Source organism: Pseudomonas sp. NUPR-001, assembly GCF_052147955.1.
Lineage (GTDB): Bacteria > Pseudomonadota > Gammaproteobacteria > Pseudomonadales > Pseudomonadaceae > Aquipseudomonas.
In genome coordinates this window covers 5,249,167-5,267,303 of record NZ_CP197353.1, presented here as the reverse complement: position 1 = coordinate 5,267,303, position 18,137 = coordinate 5,249,167, and the positions used below count along the sequence as shown (strand labels likewise).

Below are 18,137 nucleotides of genomic sequence, written 5' to 3'. Positions count from 1 at the left end.
GGGCGCATAACGAGCTTTGTTCAACCCGCGTTAGAGGCTCTAGACCAACGTGGGGGGTGGTCTTTCCTGTCAGTATCGCTAGACTCGAAAGGCTGTCTTTTATCCACTAGCTGGAAGCAAACCATGAACAACAATAATAGCCTGCTACGCCACATTCCGTGGCTGGCGCTGGCAGTCATAGGAGCCTGTGCGCTGGGTGTGGTCGCCCTGCGCCGTGGCGAGGCCATCAACGCCTTGTGGATCGTCGTCGCATCGGTGGCCATCTACCTGGTCGCCTATCGCTACTACAGCCTGTTCATCGCCACCAAGGTGATGCAGCTGGACCCGCGTCGGGCTACCCCGGCGGTGCTCAACAATGATGGTCTGGACTATGTGCCGACCAACAAACACATCCTTTTCGGTCACCACTTTGCCGCAATTGCCGGTGCAGGCCCCCTGGTCGGGCCGGTGCTGGCTGCGCAGATGGGCTACCTGCCCGGTACGCTCTGGCTGATTGCCGGTGTGGTGCTGGCGGGTGCGGTGCAGGACTTCATGGTCCTGTTCATGTCCACCCGCCGCAACGGTCGTTCGCTGGGTGACATGGTCCGCGAAGAAATGGGCCGGATTCCCGGCACCATTGCCCTGTTCGGCTGCTTCCTGATCATGATCATCATCCTCGCGGTGTTGGCGCTGATCGTGGTCAAGGCCCTGGCCGAGAGCCCGTGGGGGATGTTCACGGTGATGGCGACCATCCCGATCGCGATGTTCATGGGCATTTACATGCGCTACATCCGTCCGGGCCGTATCGGTGAAATCTCGATTATCGGTGTGGTGCTGTTGCTGGCGTCGATCTGGCTGGGTGGCGTGGTTGCCGCCGATCCGGTGTGGGGCCCGGCGTTCACCTTCACTGGCGTGCAGATCACCTGGATGCTGGTGGGTTACGGCTTTGTCGCCGCAGTGCTGCCGGTGTGGCTGGTACTGGCACCACGTGACTACCTGTCGACCTTCCTCAAGATCGGCACCATCGTTGGCCTGGCCATCGGTATCCTGATCATCGCTCCCGAGCTGAAAATGCCGGCGCTGACCCAGTTCACCGACGGTACCGGTCCGGTCTGGAAGGGTACGCTGTTCCCGTTCCTGTTCATCACCATTGCCTGTGGCGCGGTGTCGGGCTTCCACGCCCTGATCTCCTCGGGTACCACGCCCAAGCTGCTGGATAACGAAACCAACGCCCGTTACATCGGCTACGGCGGCATGCTGATGGAGTCGTTCGTGGCGATCATGGCCATGGTTGCAGCGTCGGTGATCGAGCCAGGCGTCTACTTCGCCATGAACAGCCCGGCGGCAGTGGTCGGTTCTGACGTTGTGGCAGTGGCGCAGACGGTCAGCAGCTGGGGCTTTACCATTACCCCGGATGCACTGGAGGCGGTCGCCCGAGACATCGGCGAGCACACCATCCTGGCCCGTGCCGGTGGTGCCCCGACCTTGGCGGTAGGTATCGCGCAGATCCTGCACCAGGTGCTGCCGGGTGAAAACACCATGGCCTTCTGGTACCACTTTGCGATCCTGTTCGAGGCGCTGTTCATCCTTACTGCAGTGGACGCCGGTACCCGTGCCGGTCGCTTCATGCTCCAGGACTTGTTGGGCAGCTTCATTCCAGCCCTCAAACGTACCGAGAACTGGGGTGCCAACCTGCTCGCCACTGGCGGTTGCGTGGCGCTGTGGGGTTACCTGCTGTACCAGGGCGTGATCGACCCGCTGGGTGGCATCAATACCTTGTGGCCGCTGTTCGGCATCTCCAACCAGATGCTGGCCGGTATCGCCCTGATGCTCGGCACCGTCGTGCTGATCAAAATGAAGCGCCAGCGCTACATGTGGGTCACCCTGCTGCCGGCACTGTGGCTGCTGATCTGCACCACCACCGCGGGCTTCATCAAACTGTTCGATCCAAACCCGGCGGTCGGCTTCCTGGCCCTGGCCAACAAGTATAGCGTGGCGCTTGACGCCGGGCAGGTACTGGCGCCAGCCAAGGACATCGGCCAGATGCAGCATGTGATCTTCAACGCCTACACCAACGCCGGCCTGACGATCCTGTTCCTGATTGTGGTCTTCAGCATTCTGTTCTTTGCACTCAAGGTCGGTTTCGGTGCCCTGGGTAAAAAAGAACGGACTGACAAAGAGTCCCCGTTCCAGGCGCTGCCAGATGCCTAATCGAAGAGGAATGCAGTGATGTTCAACGATCTCGGTCGACTGGGTAAGTACCTGGGGCAGGCAGCCCGCCTGATGGTCGGCATGCCCGACTACGACAACTACGTCGAGCATATGCAGACCAAACACCCGGACAAACCGGTGATGAGCTACGAGGCGTTCTTCCGCGAACGCCAAGAGGCGCGTTACGGTGGCAAGGGTGGGCCTAAGTGCTGTTGATCCTGTGGGAGCCCGGCTAGCCGGGCTCCTCGTAGGCGCGGCGGTGCGGCGACCCGACTTGCCCCGCGACCCCCGCATCAAATTCCAACCGAGGTAACTGCGTTTGCACTCTCCTATTCCCGTAACAGTGCTGAGCGGCTTTCTCGGTGCTGGCAAAACCACGCTGCTCAAACACATCCTCAAGGCTGAGCACGGCCTGAAAATCGCCGTGATCGAGAACGAATTCAGTGACGCTGGCATCGATAGCCAGTTGCTAGGCGATGAACCGGTACAGGTCATGACCCTGGCCAACGGCTGTGTGTGCTGCAGCATACATACCGACCTGACCAAAGCCCTGGTCCTGCTACTGGAACGCCTGGACGCCGGCGAGATTGCCTTCGACCGCCTGGTGATCGAATGCACCGGCCTTGCCGACCCGGCACCGGTAGCTCAGACGTTTTTCATCGATGAAGAGCTGCGCGAGCGCTACCTGCTCGACGGCATCATCACCCTGGTCGATGCGGCGCATGCCGAGCAGCACCTGACCCAAGCCATCGCCCAGGCTCAGGTGGGCTTTGCCGACCGCCTGCTGGTGAGCAAGACCGACCTGGTTGACGCAGACAGTTTTGTGGCGCTGAGCGAGCGCCTTGGGCGAATCAACCGCCGTGCGCCGATTCGGGTGGTCGACCACGGCCGCATCGACCTGGCCGAATTGCTCGATGTGCGCGGTTTCAACCTCAATGCCGACCTTGGGGGCGGCTTGAGTTTGCGTCCCGTCAGCCAGGCCGTTACGCCTGATCGCATTTCCAGCCTGGTGCTACGCACGGAGGCACCGCTGGACATCGACCGCCTCAGCGACTTCATGAACCAGTTGCTCGAAGAGCATGGCAAGCAGCTGTTGCGCTACAAAGGCGTGTTGAACATTGCCGGTGAAGATCGGCGCCTGGTGTTCCAGGGTGTGCTGAAACTCTATGGCTTTGACTGGGATACCGAATGGCAACCCGGTGAGGCGCGCGAAAGCGTGATGGTGTTTATTGCCGACGAATTGCCCGAGGCCAAGATCCGCGAGGGCTTCGCCGCCCTGTAGGAGCAAAAAAAACCCGGCGTAGGCGCCGGGTTTTTTTACATCAAGCGACTGCGATCAGTTGCCGTATACCGGCAGCTTGGCGCAGATGGCCTTGACCTTTTCACGAACAGCGTCGATCACTGCTTCGTTGTTCAGGTCGGCCAGGATGTCGCAGATCCAGCCAGCCAGTTCTTTACACTCAGCCTCTTTGAAGCCGCGAGTGGTGACAGCCGGGGTGCCGAAGCGCAGGCCGGAGGTCACGAACGGGGAACGTGGGTCGTTTGGTACCGAGTTCTTGTTGACGGTGATGAAGGCGCGACCCAGGGCGGCGTCGGCGTCTTTACCGGAGATTTCCTGCTTGATCAGCGACAGCAGGAACAGGTGGTTCTGAGTACCACCGGAAACCACGTCGAAACCACGCTCGATGAACACGCCGGCCATAGCCTGGGCGTTCTTCACGACCTGCTGCTGGTAGGCTTTGAACTCAGGCTGCAGGGCTTCTTTGAAGCAGATTGCCTTGGCGGCAATCACGTGCTCCAGCGGGCCGCCCTGGGCGCCTGGGAATACGGCCGAGTTCAGTTTCTTCTCGATGTCGGCGTTGGCACGGGCCAGGATCAGGCCGCCACGTGGACCGCGCAGGGTCTTGTGGGTAGTGGTGGTAACCACGTCGGCAAATGGCACCGGGTTCGGGTACACGCCTGCAGCGACCAGGCCGGCAACGTGGGCCATGTCGACGAACAGGTAGGCACCGACTTTGTCAGCGATTTCGCGGAAGCGTGGGAAGTCCAGCACCTGCGAGTAGGCCGAGAAACCGGCAACGATCATTTTTGGCTTGTGCTCGACCGCCAGACGCTCGACTTCGTCGTAGTCGATCAGGCCGTTGGCATCGATACCGTACTGAACAGCGTTGTACAGTTTGCCCGAGGAGCTGACGTTGGCACCGTGGGTCAGGTGACCACCGTGGGCCAGGCTCATGCCCAGGATGGTGTCGCCGGCCGACAGCAGGGCCAGGTAAACGGCGCTGTTGGCTTGCGAACCGGCGTGTGGCTGGACGTTGGCGTAGTCGGCGCCGAACAGTTCCTTGGCACGGTCGATAGCCAGTTGCTCAACCACGTCGACGTATTCGCAACCGCCGTAGTAGCGCTTGCCTGGGTAACCTTCGGCGTATTTGTTGGTCAGAACCGAGCCTTGGGCTTCCATGACAGCCGGGCTGGTGTAGTTTTCCGAGGCAATCAGCTCGATGTGCTCTTCCTGACGCTGAGCTTCTTGCTCCATAGCGGCAAAGAGATCGGCGTCGTACTTGGCAATGGTCAAATCACGGCTGAACATGGCGGTCCTCAAGGATCGTGCTGAAATAAGCGCGCATTCTACCTCATCAGCTTTTGTCTGGCATATGAAAGGGCGTCATGTCGCAGACAAGTGGGCTTCATTATGAATGAGAAGGTGAAAGGATCGCGGGGCAAGCCCGCTCCCACCGGACTGTGGGAGCGGGCTTGCCCCGCGATCTCACTCAAACATAAACAGGGTTTCGTTGCTGAACTGGGCCTCGAACTGGTTGGCCGGCATCGGCCGCCCGAACAGATAACCCTGCACCTCATCGCAGCCATGCTCGCGCAGAAACTCGAGTTGCTCGTGGGTTTCCACACCCTCGGCGATAACCGCCAGGTTCAGGCTGTGGGCCATGGCGATGATCGCCCGGGCAATCTGCGCATCCTGTTCGCCTTCGGGCAGGCCGTCGACGAACGTGCGGTCGATCTTCAGTACATCGATGGGGAACTGCTTGAGGTAGTTGAGCGACGAGTAACCGGTGCCGAAGTCATCGACGGCAATACTCAGGCCGAGCTTCTTCAGGCTGTCGAGGATCGCCATGGCTTCGTTGACTTCGCGCATCAGGATACTCTCGGTCAGTTCCAGCTCCAGGCAGGCCGGCGGCAGGCCCGTATCCTTGAGGATAGTGGCGATCCGTGTGCCGAGCTGGCCGTCGGAGAACTGGCGGGCCGAGATGTTCACCGAAACCTTGGGTACCCGGACCTTGGCTTGATGCCATACTTTGAGCTGGCGGCAGGCCTCCTTGAGCACCCAGTCGCCAACATCCACCACCAGGCCCAGCTCTTCGATGACCGGAATGAAGTCGCCCGGTGGCACCAGGCCGCGACGCGGGTGACGCCAGCGCAACAGCGCTTCGGCACCGGTCAGGCGCTTACCGTCACCGCTGAACTGTGGCTGGTAATAAAGAATGAACTCGTTCTGCTCCAGGGCATGGCGCAGGTCGCTTTCCAGCTCCAGGCGTTCCAGGGCGCTGGCGTTCATGTCGGCCTGGTAGAACTGGAAGTTGTTTTTGCCACGCTCTTTGGCGTGGTACATGGCGGTGTCAGCGTTCTTCATCAACTGACTGAGCTCACTGCCATCCTGTGGGCTCAGGGCAATGCCAATACTGGCGGTGACAAAGAACTCGCGGTTTTCCAGCACGAACGGCCGCACCAGGCTACTGAGAATCTGCTCAGCCACATGGATGGCACGGTTCAAGGCCATTTCCCGCGTGGCCCGCGGCTGCAGCAGCAGGGTGAACTCGTCACCGCCCATGCGCGCCACCGTGTCATCGTCATCGACACAATCCAGCAAACGTTCGGCCATGTCTTTGAGCATGCGATCGCCTGCGGCATGGCCGAGGGAGTCGTTGATCGGCTTGAAACGGTCCAGGTCGAGGAACATCAGCACCACCCAGGCTTTCTGCCGCTCGGCCTGTTGCAAGGCGGTATGCAGGCGGTCCTGGAACAGCGTGCGGTTCGGCAGGTGGGTCAGGGCGTCGTAGTAGGCCAGGCGGTGAATCCGTTGTTCACTGGCCTTGCGCTCGCTGATGTCGGTGAAGAAGCACACGTAGCTGGCCAGGTCGCCTTCGTCGTCGAGTACTGCGGTAATGCCGACCCAGGCCGGGTAGTGCTCGCCACTGCGGCGCTTGAGCCAGACTTCACCTTCCCAGGTGCCCCGTTGATTGAGCTGCTTGAGCACGTAGCGCAGGTGGGCTTCCTGATGCTCGTCTACCGTCAGCATGCTGGGCAGTTGGTCGAGTACATCGGCTACGGCATAGCCGCTGACGCGGCTGAACGCTTCGTTGGCCTGAACGATATAGCCGGCCGGGTCGGTGATCAGGATTGCCGAGGTCGAGTGCTCGAAAACCGTGGCCGCCATGCGCAGGTCTTTCTCGGCGCGGCGCTGCTGGCTGATGTCGCGGCCAACCCCGAGGATACCTTCGAAGCGTGCCTGATCGTCCCACACCAGCACCAGACGCAGCTCGATCGGAATCTTGCGGCCATCGGCGCGCAGGCAGTCAAACAGGAACAGTTGATTGGGCAATTGAGTGCGCAGTTGTTCCAGTTGCTCAGGGTTACCCAAGGCCCGATTGACCCGCTCGACCAAATGGTAAATGCCGGTCAACTGCGCCGGGTTGGCAATGGTCGAATGCCAGCCATTGTCGAAGATCCACTGCACCTCGTAGCCCAGCACCGCCTGCACCGATGGGCTGACATAGTTGAGCTCGAGCTGGCTGTTGGTGGAGAAAATAACGTCGCTGATGCTTTCCGCCAGCATGCGGTAACGCTGCTCGCTGTCACGCAGTGACTCACTGGCTTCGATCTGGTCGGTGACGTCCTTGCCCAAACCGATAATGCGCGTCACTACACCATTGCTGTCGCGGGTCAGGGCTTGTTCACGAATGTCGAAACGCCGCCAGCGTTGATCCTGATGGCGAAAGCGCAACTGGCAATGCAGTTGCTCGACGCAGCCGGAGCCAAGCAGTTGCTGACGAACTTGACGGTACTGTTGAGCATCGTCCGGGTGCAGGAGGATCTCCCAGAAACGTTCGCCCATCTGTGCCAGTTGCGTACGGTCGTAACCCAGGGTGTAGCCGAGGTTGCGATTGCTGAAGAGCATTTGTTTGCTTTGCACATCTTGCACATACAACTGGTCGGGCACGGTACGCACGACGTTCGACCAGAAGCTTTCGCGCTCCAGCAACGACAGCTCGACCTGCTTGCGGCTGGTGATGTCGCTGATGCTCAGAATGACCGCTTCGGAATCACGACACTGTTCAGGGAACTTCACCATCAGCCACAGGTGCAGGTCCTGGCCGCCTGCAACCGGCAGGAGCACCTCGAGTTCCAGCTGCTGCTGGTTGTCCAGCACCGCTTCGAGCAACTGCACACCAATGCCTTCGATACCGGCTTCGCTACCCTCGACCAAGCAACGCCAGGCGTCGTCGCAGCAATTGACCCCAAGCAGTTGCAGGGCTACCTGGTTGACCTCGGTCACCTTCAGCTCTTGCAACAAGGTACGGCGCAGCGCGCGATCAAAGGTCAGGCGCTGGCGCAGGGCCTGGCGATTGCGCAGGCGATGGCGCTCCAGCTGTGCGCTCAGGCCGGACAGGTCGAGCACGCACAAGGCAACGCCAGCACCTTCGAAAATATCGTGATAGCGCCGACGGCTCTCCTGCAGCATGCGGTGCCGACGGCGCATGTTGATCAACGCCAGCAAAGGCAGCAGGGCGCAGAACAAGCCAAGCAGGCATTTGCCGATCAGTGCCGGCAACAGTTGTTCGCGCGCCAGCCCTGCATCGAACAGGCCGCGCAGTTGCCAGGTGCTGTTGTCGAGAAAGGCGAGCATCACGCTGTGCAGCGGCTCATCACTGCCCGGGATAGGCGGGTGGCGGTTGATCACCTCACCGCTGCGGCTGTTTTCCAGGAGCCACAAGGGGTGGCTGGGGCGGCCCTGGGCCGGCGTCAGTTCGCTGTAGTACGCTGACGTCAGGCGCAGCAGCCAGTAGCCCGACTCATCGCCCGGCTGGCGCAGCAACAGGTAGACCTGCCGATTGTCGGCGGAGTTGCTGAAGTAAAAGCTGCGGCCCTGGCTCAGGCGCAGGAGTTCATCCAACGCGCTAAGGTCGGGTGTACCCGCGAGGCTGTCGGCGAGCACTTTGCCGCTGGCATCGAGCCATGCCAGGCTGTGCAACGCAGGTATCTGTGCCTTTACCTGGTCGAACACCACGGGTAGCTGCGCAGGACTTGGCGACGAACGGTAAGGCTGGACAATATTCTGTGCCACTTGCGCTTTGAACGACATGTTCAGCGCCATGTGGTCAGCCAGTTCGGCGCTGGCATTGAGGCTGTGCTGGTATTGGTCGGCCTGGGTGTGACGGTATTGGTCGACCAGTTGCCAAAGCAGCAGACCGAGCAGCAGCAACACCAGCAGAGCCAACGCGCCTTTCAAGGAGCCTCGTAAAGGAGAGCCGGATGCGCTGGATGGCGTGCGCAGGGGTGTCGGCTGAGAGAGATTGGTCAAGCGATGATCCTGCGGGATGGCTGGATGGCAGGTTTAGAGCTGCTGGCTTGCAAGCGCCACGGTCCCTGGCGGCTACTCCGGATGCGCACTATAAGCCGACGCCCGAAGGGCGGCTAGCATGCCTGCAAACGTGGCAAAGTGCCAGCTCTGTTCGTCGGCGGTTTGCCCAACAAGGCGCATTGCGGTAGCTTTGGCCCTTTCCTGGGGGCTATGGCTCCCTTCATCTGTTTCGCGCACTTTTTTTCGTCTCTGACGCTAGGTTTTTCCATGGCTCAATACACCCATCTGCCTCATTAGTTTTTAGTCATGTTTTCGTTGCTGGGGTAAATCCGCATTTTCATTGGCCTCCAAGCTATTCAGCTCCTCGATTTCTTTGGGTTCTGCGTTTGAGTGGGATTTTTAGTTAGGTTTTACCGATTCAAGGTCGAATTTGCTCTCAAAACTTAACTTTTTGTTAGTGCTATGGTGGTCTTTTTTCTTCAGGCCTGCCGAGGCCAGAACTGCCTAGACCTGAGCAACCGATGTGCAGCAGGAAAGGTTAAATTCCGGGCGCATTTTCACGCATTAGGTGGCGCCCCGGCTGGAGCCACCAACAGGGTTTGTTGCAGCTCATCACGGACTCTATCAAGCAGCTCATCCATGGTTAGCTCGTTTTCAAGGTTGAGGTAACACCCCGCAAGAAGTGTCACGGGGTGAATGCCGATCATCCGGGAGAGATCGTCGACCTTATCGAGCTTGGGCATCTTCTGGCCTCTCTCAAGCGTGCTCATATAAGTCCGACTGCTGAGACGTGAAAAATCCTCCTGGGTCAGACCCTTCGAGTTTCGGAATTGCCGTAGCGCCAATCCGAAAGCCTTTTTCAGTTCCATTTGCCGACTCCGCAAAAGGAACGATGAAGCAATTTTGTATTCTTTAGAGCTACAATCTGCAGGAGACAATTTGCCGGATAAGTTCATGTTCCTTACTTTCGATCACGCCGAAGTCCCCATGGGCGCGCTAGTCCGGGGAGGACACTCCTGGCGTTACGTTGAGTACCCCACGACCTATCCGTGGTTTCACGTTGCATTAATCGAGTTCGATGGCGCCGAGCATCGCTCCACAACGTTCTATGTTTACGACTTAACTGATTTGATCGAGCTTGCGGACAGCACAGAGCACCAACTCCAGATCGAACGTGTCCTGTTGGTCAGCCCTGGGCATTTAAATGGAACAGGCAATTGGCAGATGGACGAGCTAATCGAGATCGCCAAGGTTGGCCTTGAGGGCAGATCCAGCTTGGTCTATCGCCTCCGCGATGGCAGAGTTCTTTTTGAAGATGAGCGGGCACGGACTGCAGATGCGTCACAGATCCAGGTAGTGTTTGTAAGCCCTGTATCGCCGTCGATGCTGGGCCCTACCGACCAAGCAGCAAAGCGCTAATAGGGACTGCAATTTCATCTGCGGGTCGAATGACAGCATAGTCCTCAGGCAATGAGTGTTCTACGGATTTGGACTGGTGACCTGGCAACTCGTCTACACGAAGCAAGCTCCGGGAGTATTCTGCTGGTAGCAATCGACCATCCTATAGAGGCGGGTATTGAAATACTTATCCCAGGTAATCAAATCTGTGCGCGCTTCAGGGCGGATCCTGGCGGCTGAGTGGGAACGGCCAGATGGCCCCCGAGGCTCTGGCGATAAAGCAGATGTCGACATCGAGATAGAACGAGCTGTCCGAAAGGACCTCCTTGAACTGATCAGCTGCGACTTCTGGGGGGAAGAGACGGGCAGCCGGCTCACTGGTGCCGAGTTTTGCTGGGTAGTCGATCCAAATGACGGAACCGCCGACTTCCTGAAGGGTAAACGTGGGTCGGCTATTTCCGTGGGCCTGCTACGCAACTCGCAACCAGTTCTCGGGGTAGTCTATGCCCCTGTGACTGATCGAGGCCCTGACTGCATTGCCTGGGAAGCTGGACTGACCGGCCTAATAAGGAATGGTCAACCTATTCAGCCCTGCCTCCGCGACCAAGCTCTAACTGCTGGATCTGAAGTACTAGTTAGCACCGCGGCCAAAACAAGACCAGAGCTCAACACAGAACTGTGTGCCCCAGCTGGATTTGTCCCCATGCCGAGCATTGCCTACAGGCTCGCGCTTACTGCTGCCGGGGAAGCTATTGCGGGTATGTCGTTGGTTCCTGTTGGAGCGCACGACGTAGTAGCGGGGCATGCGCTGCTGATTGGGGCTCAAGGTGTTTTGCTGAATCAGGACGGCTACCCGATAACCTATCAATCGAACCTGTCGCAAGTCTCCACACGCTGTTTTGGCGGCGCTCCTGATCCATGCAGGCAGCTCGTGCAGCGAAGCTGGGAACGGCTCTTCACCTGATTAGCCCCGGGCTCATTTGCATAAAGAACTCGATGCGATTCACTTGTTGTATTACGGCTGAGCAACAAAGTGGGTCGATAAGGCTGAGGACAAAAAGCCCAGTACAAAGACTGGGCGAAGCATGGAGTAACGGGCTAGCGGCTAGGCGTTTGCACCACTAAGTACGGTCGCGTTTGGCAAACATTCTTCCGGCCAATATCTGCTTGTCGCAAGCGGGGGATTACGGCCACTAAGTGCCAAACAAAAAGCCCGCCATAAGGCGGGCTTTTTCATGTGTCTCCAAGGGGAGGCGGATGCCAACAAAGTCTCGGAGCAAGTAACCTTAGGATACACCCAGGCCACAACTGCGACTACTGGCGGGCAGCTATCGGCCAAAAGCAGCCGTTAGCTAGGTGCTACTTCCGGCCCGAAGCATCCTATCCAAGATGATTCAAAACACCTGTGCAGCCAGTCAGAGTGAAAACGGCCAGCTCCACTCACAGCAACATGGGGCTTAAGTCTAACTATCGAGGGCTCTACGATAGCTGGACCTGTTTGCGGGTACGGCCAAGCCCGCCACTTTATCTCGGCGCAATTGGTTGGCATAGTCCAATTACTACCGCGTGACAATGGGGAAGCGTCCGTCTGGCTGATCCAGTAGGCTGAAGAAGCGCCCAAGGGCCAGGGGGTTGCCGTCGATCGACACCTGATCGGAGCTGAGCAGGGCTGCGGCGCCGGCTTGCCCACTGATTATCTGCAAGAAGAAGTCCTTACTCAGGTTGAGGCTGGCGTCGGCCTCGGCGACTTCGCCTTCATTCATACGGCGGTGATGCAGCACGGCGTTCTCGATCCACAAGTGATAGCGCGCGCCGCTGTCGGTGAAGTTGAGGTTGATACGCAGCGCGCTGTCGGCTGCCGCCGTGCCATTGAGCTTGGTGGCCATCACGTCCAGGAAGCGCTCGGGAGCGGTGTGTTTGAGCATATCGAGCATCATTACCGGAGTGAAACCCTCTTCCGGCAGGCCGTGGCGCAGCTCATAGGTGCCACTCAGGTAGAAGTTGCGCCAGGGCCCCGACTCGGCCTGATAGCCCAGTTGCTCGAAGCTGCGTGCCTGCAGATCGCGGGCGCCCTGGTTGTCCGGATCGGCATAGAGCAGATGTTTGCCCAGCTCCGCGGCCCAGCGGTAATCGCCCTCGGCATAGGCTTGCTCGGCGGCTGCCAGCAGCGGCTCACGGCCGCCGGCCAGGGCCACGTACTTGGCGGCGGCGGCCACCGGCGGCAGTGGGTCGAGGTTGGCCGGGTTGGCGTCGAACCAGCCTAGGTAGAACTGATAGATGCCGCGCACGTTGTGCTTGAGGGTTCCGTAGTAGTCGTGCACGTTCAGATGGCGGTCGAGGCTGGGCGGCAGGTGCAGTTGCTCGGCGATCTCCGGCGCGGTGAGGCCGGCATTCATCAGGCGAACAGTTTGATCGTGCAGGTAGCGGTAGGCATCACGCTGGGTGGTGAGGAAGGTCTGGATGTTGTCCTGCCCCCACACTGGCCAGTGGTGCTGGTTGAACAGCACCTCGGCGCCAGCGGCTTGCGCGCGGCTGGCGTCGATGTAGTTGGCCCACTGCAAGGCATCGCGTACCTTGGCGCCGCGTAGGGTGTACAGGTTGTGCAGGGTTTGCGAGAGTAGCTCGGCGCCGCCAAAGGCGTTCAGCTCCGGCAGGCTGAAGGTCATTTCCGCCGGGGCTTCACTCTCGGGTACGTTGTAGAAGACGAAGCGCACTCCATCCACGTCCAGCGTCTGTTCGCGGCCGTCGATCAGTTGGGTGGGCGGCAGAATGCCCATGTGCCCGAAGGCAACCGCCTTGCCCAGGCCGTTGTCTACCAGGCCCTCGGCGCTGCGCGGTAGGCGCTTGCCGTACATGAAGGTGGCACGGCGGGCCATGGCGATGCCCATCATCAGGTTTTCGCTGGTGGCCTCTTCCATAAACCCAGCCGGGGCAATCACCGGTAGCTGACGCACCTTGGCGTCTTCGGCGCTGATCACGCCGAGAGCACCGCCAAAGTGATCGACATGGCTGTGGCTGAAGATCATCGCGCTCACCGGGCGTGAGCCCAGATGTTGTGCAACGAAGTCCATAGCGAAGGCGGCGGTTTCCCGGCTGGTTAGCGGGTCGATGACAATCCAGCCGCTGTCGCCTTCGATCAGCGTCATGTTGGCTAGGTCGAAGCCGCGTAGCTGATAGATTTTGTCGCTGACTTTGAACAGCCCAACCTGGTTATTCAGCAGCGCTTGCCGCCACAGGCTGGGGTTGACGGTAGTGGGGGCCTCACCTTGGATAAACGCAAAGCTATCGAAGTCCCAGATCACTTCGCCTTCGGCATCGCGCACCTGGCCCTGAGGCGTGGCAATTAGGCCGCGGCGTGCCTGGGCTAGGCCCTCGACATGGCTCAGGTCATAGCTCTGCGCCACCTCGGCCTGGGCAGCTTGCGTGCGTGGCGTGGCGGCGCTGTGACTGGGCGCAGGGCCGTCGCTGCATGCACTGAGTAGCAACAAGGTGCTGGTTAGCATCCAGCGATAGGGCAGGTTCATCGGCGTTCTCCAGAGAGTGTCTGGTCAGAGCATGGCGTGCGATCTACTATGCGTCCAATGCAATCAAATCATTTAATTGATGAGCAAAAGACATGAATATAGAGTTCCGTCACCTGCGTCATGCCTTGGCCCTGGTCGAACATGGCAACTTTGCCCGCGCCGCAGAGGCGCTGCACCTCTCCCAGCCGGCGCTGACCCGCAGCCTGCAAGCGCTGGAAGCTCAGGTTGGCGAGCAGCTGTTTGATCGCAGCCACCGCGAAGTGACCCCCACAACGATGGGCGAACTGTTATTGCAGCATGCCCGGCAACTGCTGCTGCACGCCCAGGACTTGCAGCGTGACCTACAATTGGCGCGCGGCCTGGAGCAAGGTGAGTTGCGTGTGGGAGTAGGTCCGTTTGCCGGCGCCGCGCTTGTCGCCCCGGTGCTGGCCATTTTGAACCGCGCGCACCCCGGCGTGCATTTGGAGGTGGTGTTGGCACCCTGGCAAGAACTGCCCGCGCGTTTGCAACGCCGGGAAATAGATCTGCTGGTGGCCGACTTGCACGAGATCGAGGACGACCCCAGCTATACGATACAGGCCCTTGGTGAGCACCACACGCTGCCGATGTGCCGCGCCGGTCATCCCTTGCTTGAGCACCCCGAGCCTAGTCTGGAGATGCTGTTGAAGTATCCACTGGCCGGACCCAACCTTCCCGAGGATATTCGTGAGCAGCTGCTCAAGCGCCTACCTAGAGCCTTACAGAACACCTGGCGTGAGCAGTGGAAGCTGGCCATCACCTGCGATAGCTCGGCCATTATCAAACAGCTCCTACAGGGCTGTGAGGCGCTGGCAATATTGCCTTGGTTTATGGTGGAAGACGAACTGCGGCGCGGCGACTTACAGGCTTTACGCAGCCTTGACCCTGGCCTGCGCGGGCGTTTCGGGATTGCTCATCTGCGCGGCAGACGCCTATCACTTGCTGCGCAATGCTTTATCGAGGTGCTTCTGGCCCACGATACCACCGTGCGCCAGCGCCAAGATGCTTGGTTGGCCCGTTAGGGAAGGGCATGGCAAGGCGGTCAACCTGCAGCAGATCGTCGTCCGACGCCGGTGGCTGACTCGCCGAAGACCGATCCTTCAGTTCTTCCCGCCCAAGCGGCGCAAGGCATCTGGCTTGAAGTCTTGGCGCAGAGCCTCATGGCCGAAGCTGGCCTCGCTCGGGGTCTCATTACTCAGGCCGCTGACCAGATAACGGCGAGACTGCAGATCATGAATAGCCTCGGCGGTCATCCAGGGCACCAGGTCGTTGTAGAAGTTCAACTGGTAGGCTGCCGATACTCGCCATAGCTCACCACGGGCGTCGTAATGGTCCGCTAGGGCAATCTGCCAGGTGTCCTCATCAATGAAAAACGTGCGCTTGTCGTAAATGTGGCGCTGGCCTGCTTTGAGCTTTCCCTCTACCTCCCAGACCCGATGCCGCTCATAGCGCACGTAGTCGCTATTCAAATGCGCAGGCTGGATGATTTGTGCGTACTTCAGCCCTTTGTCGTGCAGTCGGTAGTTGTTGTAAGGAATCAACAGTTCGCGCTTGCCTTTGAGGGTCCAGTCGTAGCGATCGAACGCACCGTTGTACATATCCATGTTGTCCGATGTGGCCAGGCCATCCGAGCTGTTCTGTGGTGAGTCGTAGGCCAGTGTAGGGGCTCGCCGGACACGCCGCTGTCCGGCGTTGTAAGCCCAGGCCTGGCGTGGGGTTTGTACCTGATCCAGGGGCTCGTGAATCAGGGCGATGTTGCCGGCCTGGCGCGCCGGAGCCAGGGTCTGGCCGATGAAATAGAAGAGCAGATTGCTGTCTGGCGTGTTGTCCCGGACATTGCTGGCAAAGACCTGTGTCTGGCGGATGAGGCTGGCCTGATAGGCACCGCTGGTTTGCACCGGCATGCGGTGAACCTCGCGCTTGACCGCCCCGCCACGGTAGCGGGTGACATGGTTCCAGATAACCTCTTCGGCACGCAGGGGGACGGGGAACGGCACGCCGCTGGTGTAGCCACCCTCCAGGCCACTACCACTGGCGTTCAGTCTGATCCGGGTGGCGTTTTGCCGGCTCTGTTTCAGGATGGACTCGGGATAGGCCGCGCTGCGGTGCGAGGGATACAGTTGCAGATGGAAGCTCTGCGGGTACTGACGGAGCATGGCTTGCGTGCCTGGGCTCAGCCACTGGGCGAATTGCGCCATGTTGCCGGAGTCGATGCGCTGTAGCGGTTGCTCGGCGGCATAGGGATCGACCAGCGCTCCGCCTGAGGTCGATGGCTTGTATCCGCCGTCCCAGGCGGGGATGCTGCCGTCGGTATTGCCAGCACGTTCGGCGCCCATGGGCGTTAGTTGCTGGTCTAGCTGTGCCGCCTGTTCGGCCGAGACGGCACAGAAAGCGGGCATGCTGATCATCAGGCTTAGTGCCAGGAGTGTGTGGCGGGAGATTGGGCTATTAAGCATGGATAAGTCCTCAGAACTTGGCGCCAAGGGTGAATGAGATGAAGTCGCGGTCGGTCTGCGGATTGAAGTCGCCACCGAAGAAGTCGGTGTAACTGACGGCGGCGTTGTAGCGCTCCAGATAGTCGAAGTTCACGGCCAGTGTGACGGCCTGGCGGCCTTCGACGAATTGCGGAGCCGGAGAGGGGGCATAACCTTCGACGTCATAACGCCAGGCCAACGATGGGGTGACCACGGTGCCCGGCAGCAGGTCGTTGTAGGTCAGGTTGGCTCGGGCTGCATAGCCCCAGGACCAGGGCGTGGTATATCCCTCCCGTTGGCAGTAGTCCTGCTTCAACGCCGGGTTCTTGCAGGCAATGGCGGCACCTTCTACGCCGGAACCGTAGACGGCGTCGCGGCCATAGGCCAGGGTCTCGACCGGCTCCAGATCCGCCACGTGCACGGTGCCGACTTCGGCAATCAACAGCAGGTTATCTGCGCCCCAGATGTCGCTGAAAGTTTGCATGGCCGTCAGTTGCAGCTGGCTAACCGGTTTGCGCCGATAGCCCTGCACCTGTGTCCCATAGAGGCCGGCGGCTTTGGCCAGAATAGGGCCGCTTCCCGGGGCTTGAATGTCCAGGCCAAACAGTTCGTCGACGATGGGTGACTCGGTGTCGAGAAAGCCGCTGGCGTAGAGAAAGTCCTGACCGTTGATGGCGATCGGCTGGTTGGGCCTGTGGCTCAGCTCGCCGGACATAGAGATACCCCAGGGTCCTGAGGTGTTGAAACTGATGCCGTACAGCCGGATGTCTTCGGGGAAGGCCATCTGGTAGAGCGGCGCCTGGGCCAGCGGCTTGGCGTTGCTGCCACCATAGAGCGGGTTGTTGGTAACTCCGGGTAGGAAGAAGCCGCTGCCCGGACGCTTGGAATAGTCGGCGGTGATCGCATTGGTATAGGGCAGCCGGCTGTGATAGTTCATCACGTAGAAGGCAAGCTCGGTGCTGTTCAGCTCTTCGGCGAAGTAGTCCAGGCGCACCCCCCACTGCCCGGCATCTGCGGGGGTATCGTCGCTGATTCGCGGAATAACCATGTTGGCCCCGGCCGGCAGCAGCGGATTGACCAGCTGCATGTTCTCCTGTTGCGCTTCCGTTCGACCTGAAACGGCATACAGTGGGCCGCAGCCTGGCTGACTGGCATCCGACTGGGCGAAGAAGGTGCCGCAACCTGGCTGTACCGTGGCGCGCCATTCCAGTTGGTAAAAGGCGCTGGTCGAGAGATTCTCGCTGATGCCAAGCGACAGATTGAACAGGTTGACCGGAATCAGCGCTTCCTTGATCTCGACCCCGGGCGTGGTTAGGGCGTTGGCGTCGATCGGGTTGATCACATTGAGGCCGCCCTGGATGAAGGTGCTTTCCCCCCAGCTCAGGACCTGCTGACCGAGACGGAGATCCAGCGGCCGGTCATTGAGCTGGAATTCGCCCCAGACGTAGGCATCCATCAGTTCGGCGCCGGAAAACTTGGCCAGCGAATCGAAGCCCGAGTCGTCGAAGTCCTTGAAGCGGGCGTCGCCGTTTTCCAGCAGGTCGTCGTGCCAGAATTTGCCGCTGATCTGCAGCCCGAGGTTGTCCCGGCTAAGCGCCAGTTCGGTGGTACCTTTGACCACCCTTGATATGGTGTCTCCGGCTTTGAAGTTCATGCGCCCGTCGTTACCGTTGATGCCGGCGGCGCGTCCGTCATAGACAGTGGGCAGGAGATTCCTGTCTGGATCGCTGGTGCTGATGCTCATGCCAGTTGACAGGCTGGTGTCCCAGCGGCCGCTGATGCCGTTGTCGAGTTCGAAGGTAGCGGCGTGGCAGAGCGTGCTGTTGACGGCCAGCAGTGTAAACACAAGGGCGCCATGGCCTCTGCGTAATTGGTGCATGGTATGCCTCGGAAACTGTTTTTGTTGTTGTGAGTGCAAACGGTTGCCCCGCTTGCCGG

Annotated in this window: 11 protein-coding genes and 2 pseudogenes; 6 read left to right on the top strand and 7 right to left on the bottom strand. The window is 59.9% G+C overall.

All coding sequences use genetic code 11. The annotated features are described in order from the left end of the window. Nucleotides 1-123 precede the first annotated feature (123 nt). The 3 genes from ACP6KB_RS24250 (at nt 124) to yjiA (ending at nt 3,472) form a co-directional block, all read left to right on the top strand. Nucleotides 124-2,190 (top strand): carbon starvation CstA family protein, encoded by a 2,067-nt coding sequence (locus ACP6KB_RS24250; RefSeq protein WP_442109881.1) that lies wholly within the window; start codon nt 124-126, stop codon nt 2,188-2,190. A gap of 18 nt (nt 2,191-2,208) precedes the next feature. Continuing rightward, nucleotides 2,209-2,406 (top strand): YbdD/YjiX family protein, encoded by a 198-nt coding sequence (locus ACP6KB_RS24245; RefSeq protein ID WP_028944033.1) that lies wholly within the window; start codon nt 2,209-2,211, stop codon nt 2,404-2,406. 103 nt (nt 2,407-2,509) lie between these two features. Beyond that, entirely contained in the window at nt 2,510-3,472 is a 963-nt protein-coding gene (gene yjiA, locus ACP6KB_RS24240; RefSeq protein WP_442109879.1) for a GTPase, read from the top strand. A 54-nt stretch (nt 3,473-3,526) separates the two neighbouring features. Here the strand turns inward: yjiA and glyA are convergent, their stop codons facing one another. From glyA to ACP6KB_RS24220, 4 genes and pseudogenes are all read right to left on the bottom strand, one after another. Continuing rightward, nucleotides 3,527-4,780 (bottom strand): serine hydroxymethyltransferase, encoded by a 1,254-nt coding sequence (glyA, locus tag ACP6KB_RS24235; protein WP_442109877.1) that lies wholly within the window; start codon nt 4,778-4,780, stop codon nt 3,527-3,529. Between the two features lie 177 nt (nt 4,781-4,957). After that, nucleotides 4,958-7,786 (bottom strand): annotated as a pseudogene (locus ACP6KB_RS24230) (sensor domain-containing protein); the annotation flags it as partial. A 71-nt stretch (nt 7,787-7,857) separates the two neighbouring features. Next, nucleotides 7,858-8,785 (bottom strand): annotated as a pseudogene (locus ACP6KB_RS24225) (diguanylate phosphodiesterase); the annotation flags it as partial. A 557-nt stretch (nt 8,786-9,342) separates the two neighbouring features. After that, complete coding sequence (locus tag ACP6KB_RS24220) at nt 9,343-9,654, bottom strand: helix-turn-helix domain-containing protein (RefSeq protein ID WP_024014395.1); 312 nt, start codon at nt 9,652-9,654, stop codon at nt 9,343-9,345. An 85-nt stretch (nt 9,655-9,739) separates the two neighbouring features. On the opposite strand from ACP6KB_RS24220, the gene ACP6KB_RS24215 reads away from it, so the two are divergent. After that, entirely contained in the window at nt 9,740-10,204 is a 465-nt protein-coding gene (locus tag ACP6KB_RS24215) for a hypothetical protein (RefSeq protein ID WP_125850681.1), read from the top strand. A gap of 187 nt (nt 10,205-10,391) precedes the next feature. Next, nucleotides 10,392-11,147 (top strand): inositol monophosphatase family protein, encoded by a 756-nt coding sequence (locus ACP6KB_RS24210; protein ID WP_313450970.1) that lies wholly within the window; start codon nt 10,392-10,394, stop codon nt 11,145-11,147. Between the two features lie 595 nt (nt 11,148-11,742). On the opposite strand, the gene ACP6KB_RS24205 is transcribed toward ACP6KB_RS24210, so the two are convergent. Next, a complete protein-coding gene (locus ACP6KB_RS24205) occupies nt 11,743-13,707 on the bottom strand; it encodes an alkyl/aryl-sulfatase (protein ID WP_003302560.1) in 1,965 nt (654 codons plus the stop codon). 92 nt (nt 13,708-13,799) lie between these two features. Between ACP6KB_RS24205 and ACP6KB_RS24200 the strand changes: the two genes are divergently transcribed. Beyond that, nucleotides 13,800-14,747, top strand: a complete 948-nt coding sequence (locus tag ACP6KB_RS24200) for a LysR family transcriptional regulator (RefSeq protein WP_003302559.1) — start codon at nt 13,800-13,802, stop codon at nt 14,745-14,747. A 78-nt stretch (nt 14,748-14,825) separates the two neighbouring features. Here the strand turns inward: ACP6KB_RS24200 and ACP6KB_RS24195 are convergent, their stop codons facing one another. Both ACP6KB_RS24195 and ACP6KB_RS24190 read right to left on the bottom strand, forming a co-directional pair. After that, a complete protein-coding gene (locus tag ACP6KB_RS24195) occupies nt 14,826-16,181 on the bottom strand; it encodes a DUF1329 domain-containing protein (RefSeq protein ID WP_036999587.1) in 1,356 nt (451 codons plus the stop codon). 10 nt (nt 16,182-16,191) lie between these two features. Continuing rightward, nucleotides 16,192-18,045, bottom strand: a complete 1,854-nt coding sequence (locus tag ACP6KB_RS24190; protein ID WP_003302556.1) for a DUF1302 domain-containing protein — start codon at nt 18,043-18,045, stop codon at nt 16,192-16,194. Nucleotides 18,046-18,137: the final 92 nt, after the last annotated feature.

Excerpts from the sequence above, each read along its gene's own strand:
- glyA (WP_442109877.1), bottom strand. The coding sequence starts at position 4,780 with ATGTTCAGCCGTGATTTGACCATTGCCAAGTACGACGCCGATCTCTTT.
- ACP6KB_RS24220 (WP_024014395.1), bottom strand. The coding sequence starts at position 9,654 with ATGGAACTGAAAAAGGCTTTCGGATTGGCGCTACGGCAATTCCGAAAC.
- ACP6KB_RS24195 (WP_036999587.1), bottom strand. The coding sequence starts at position 16,181 with ATGCTTAATAGCCCAATCTCCCGCCACACACTCCTGGCACTAAGCCTG.
- ACP6KB_RS24200 (WP_003302559.1), top strand. The coding sequence starts at position 13,800 with ATGAATATAGAGTTCCGTCACCTGCGTCATGCCTTGGCCCTGGTCGAA.
- ACP6KB_RS24245 (WP_028944033.1), top strand. The coding sequence starts at position 2,209 with ATGTTCAACGATCTCGGTCGACTGGGTAAGTACCTGGGGCAGGCAGCC.
- ACP6KB_RS24215 (WP_125850681.1), top strand. The coding sequence starts at position 9,740 with ATGTTCCTTACTTTCGATCACGCCGAAGTCCCCATGGGCGCGCTAGTC.
- ACP6KB_RS24205 (WP_003302560.1), bottom strand. The coding sequence starts at position 13,707 with ATGAACCTGCCCTATCGCTGGATGCTAACCAGCACCTTGTTGCTACTC.
- ACP6KB_RS24250 (WP_442109881.1), top strand. The coding sequence starts at position 124 with ATGAACAACAATAATAGCCTGCTACGCCACATTCCGTGGCTGGCGCTG.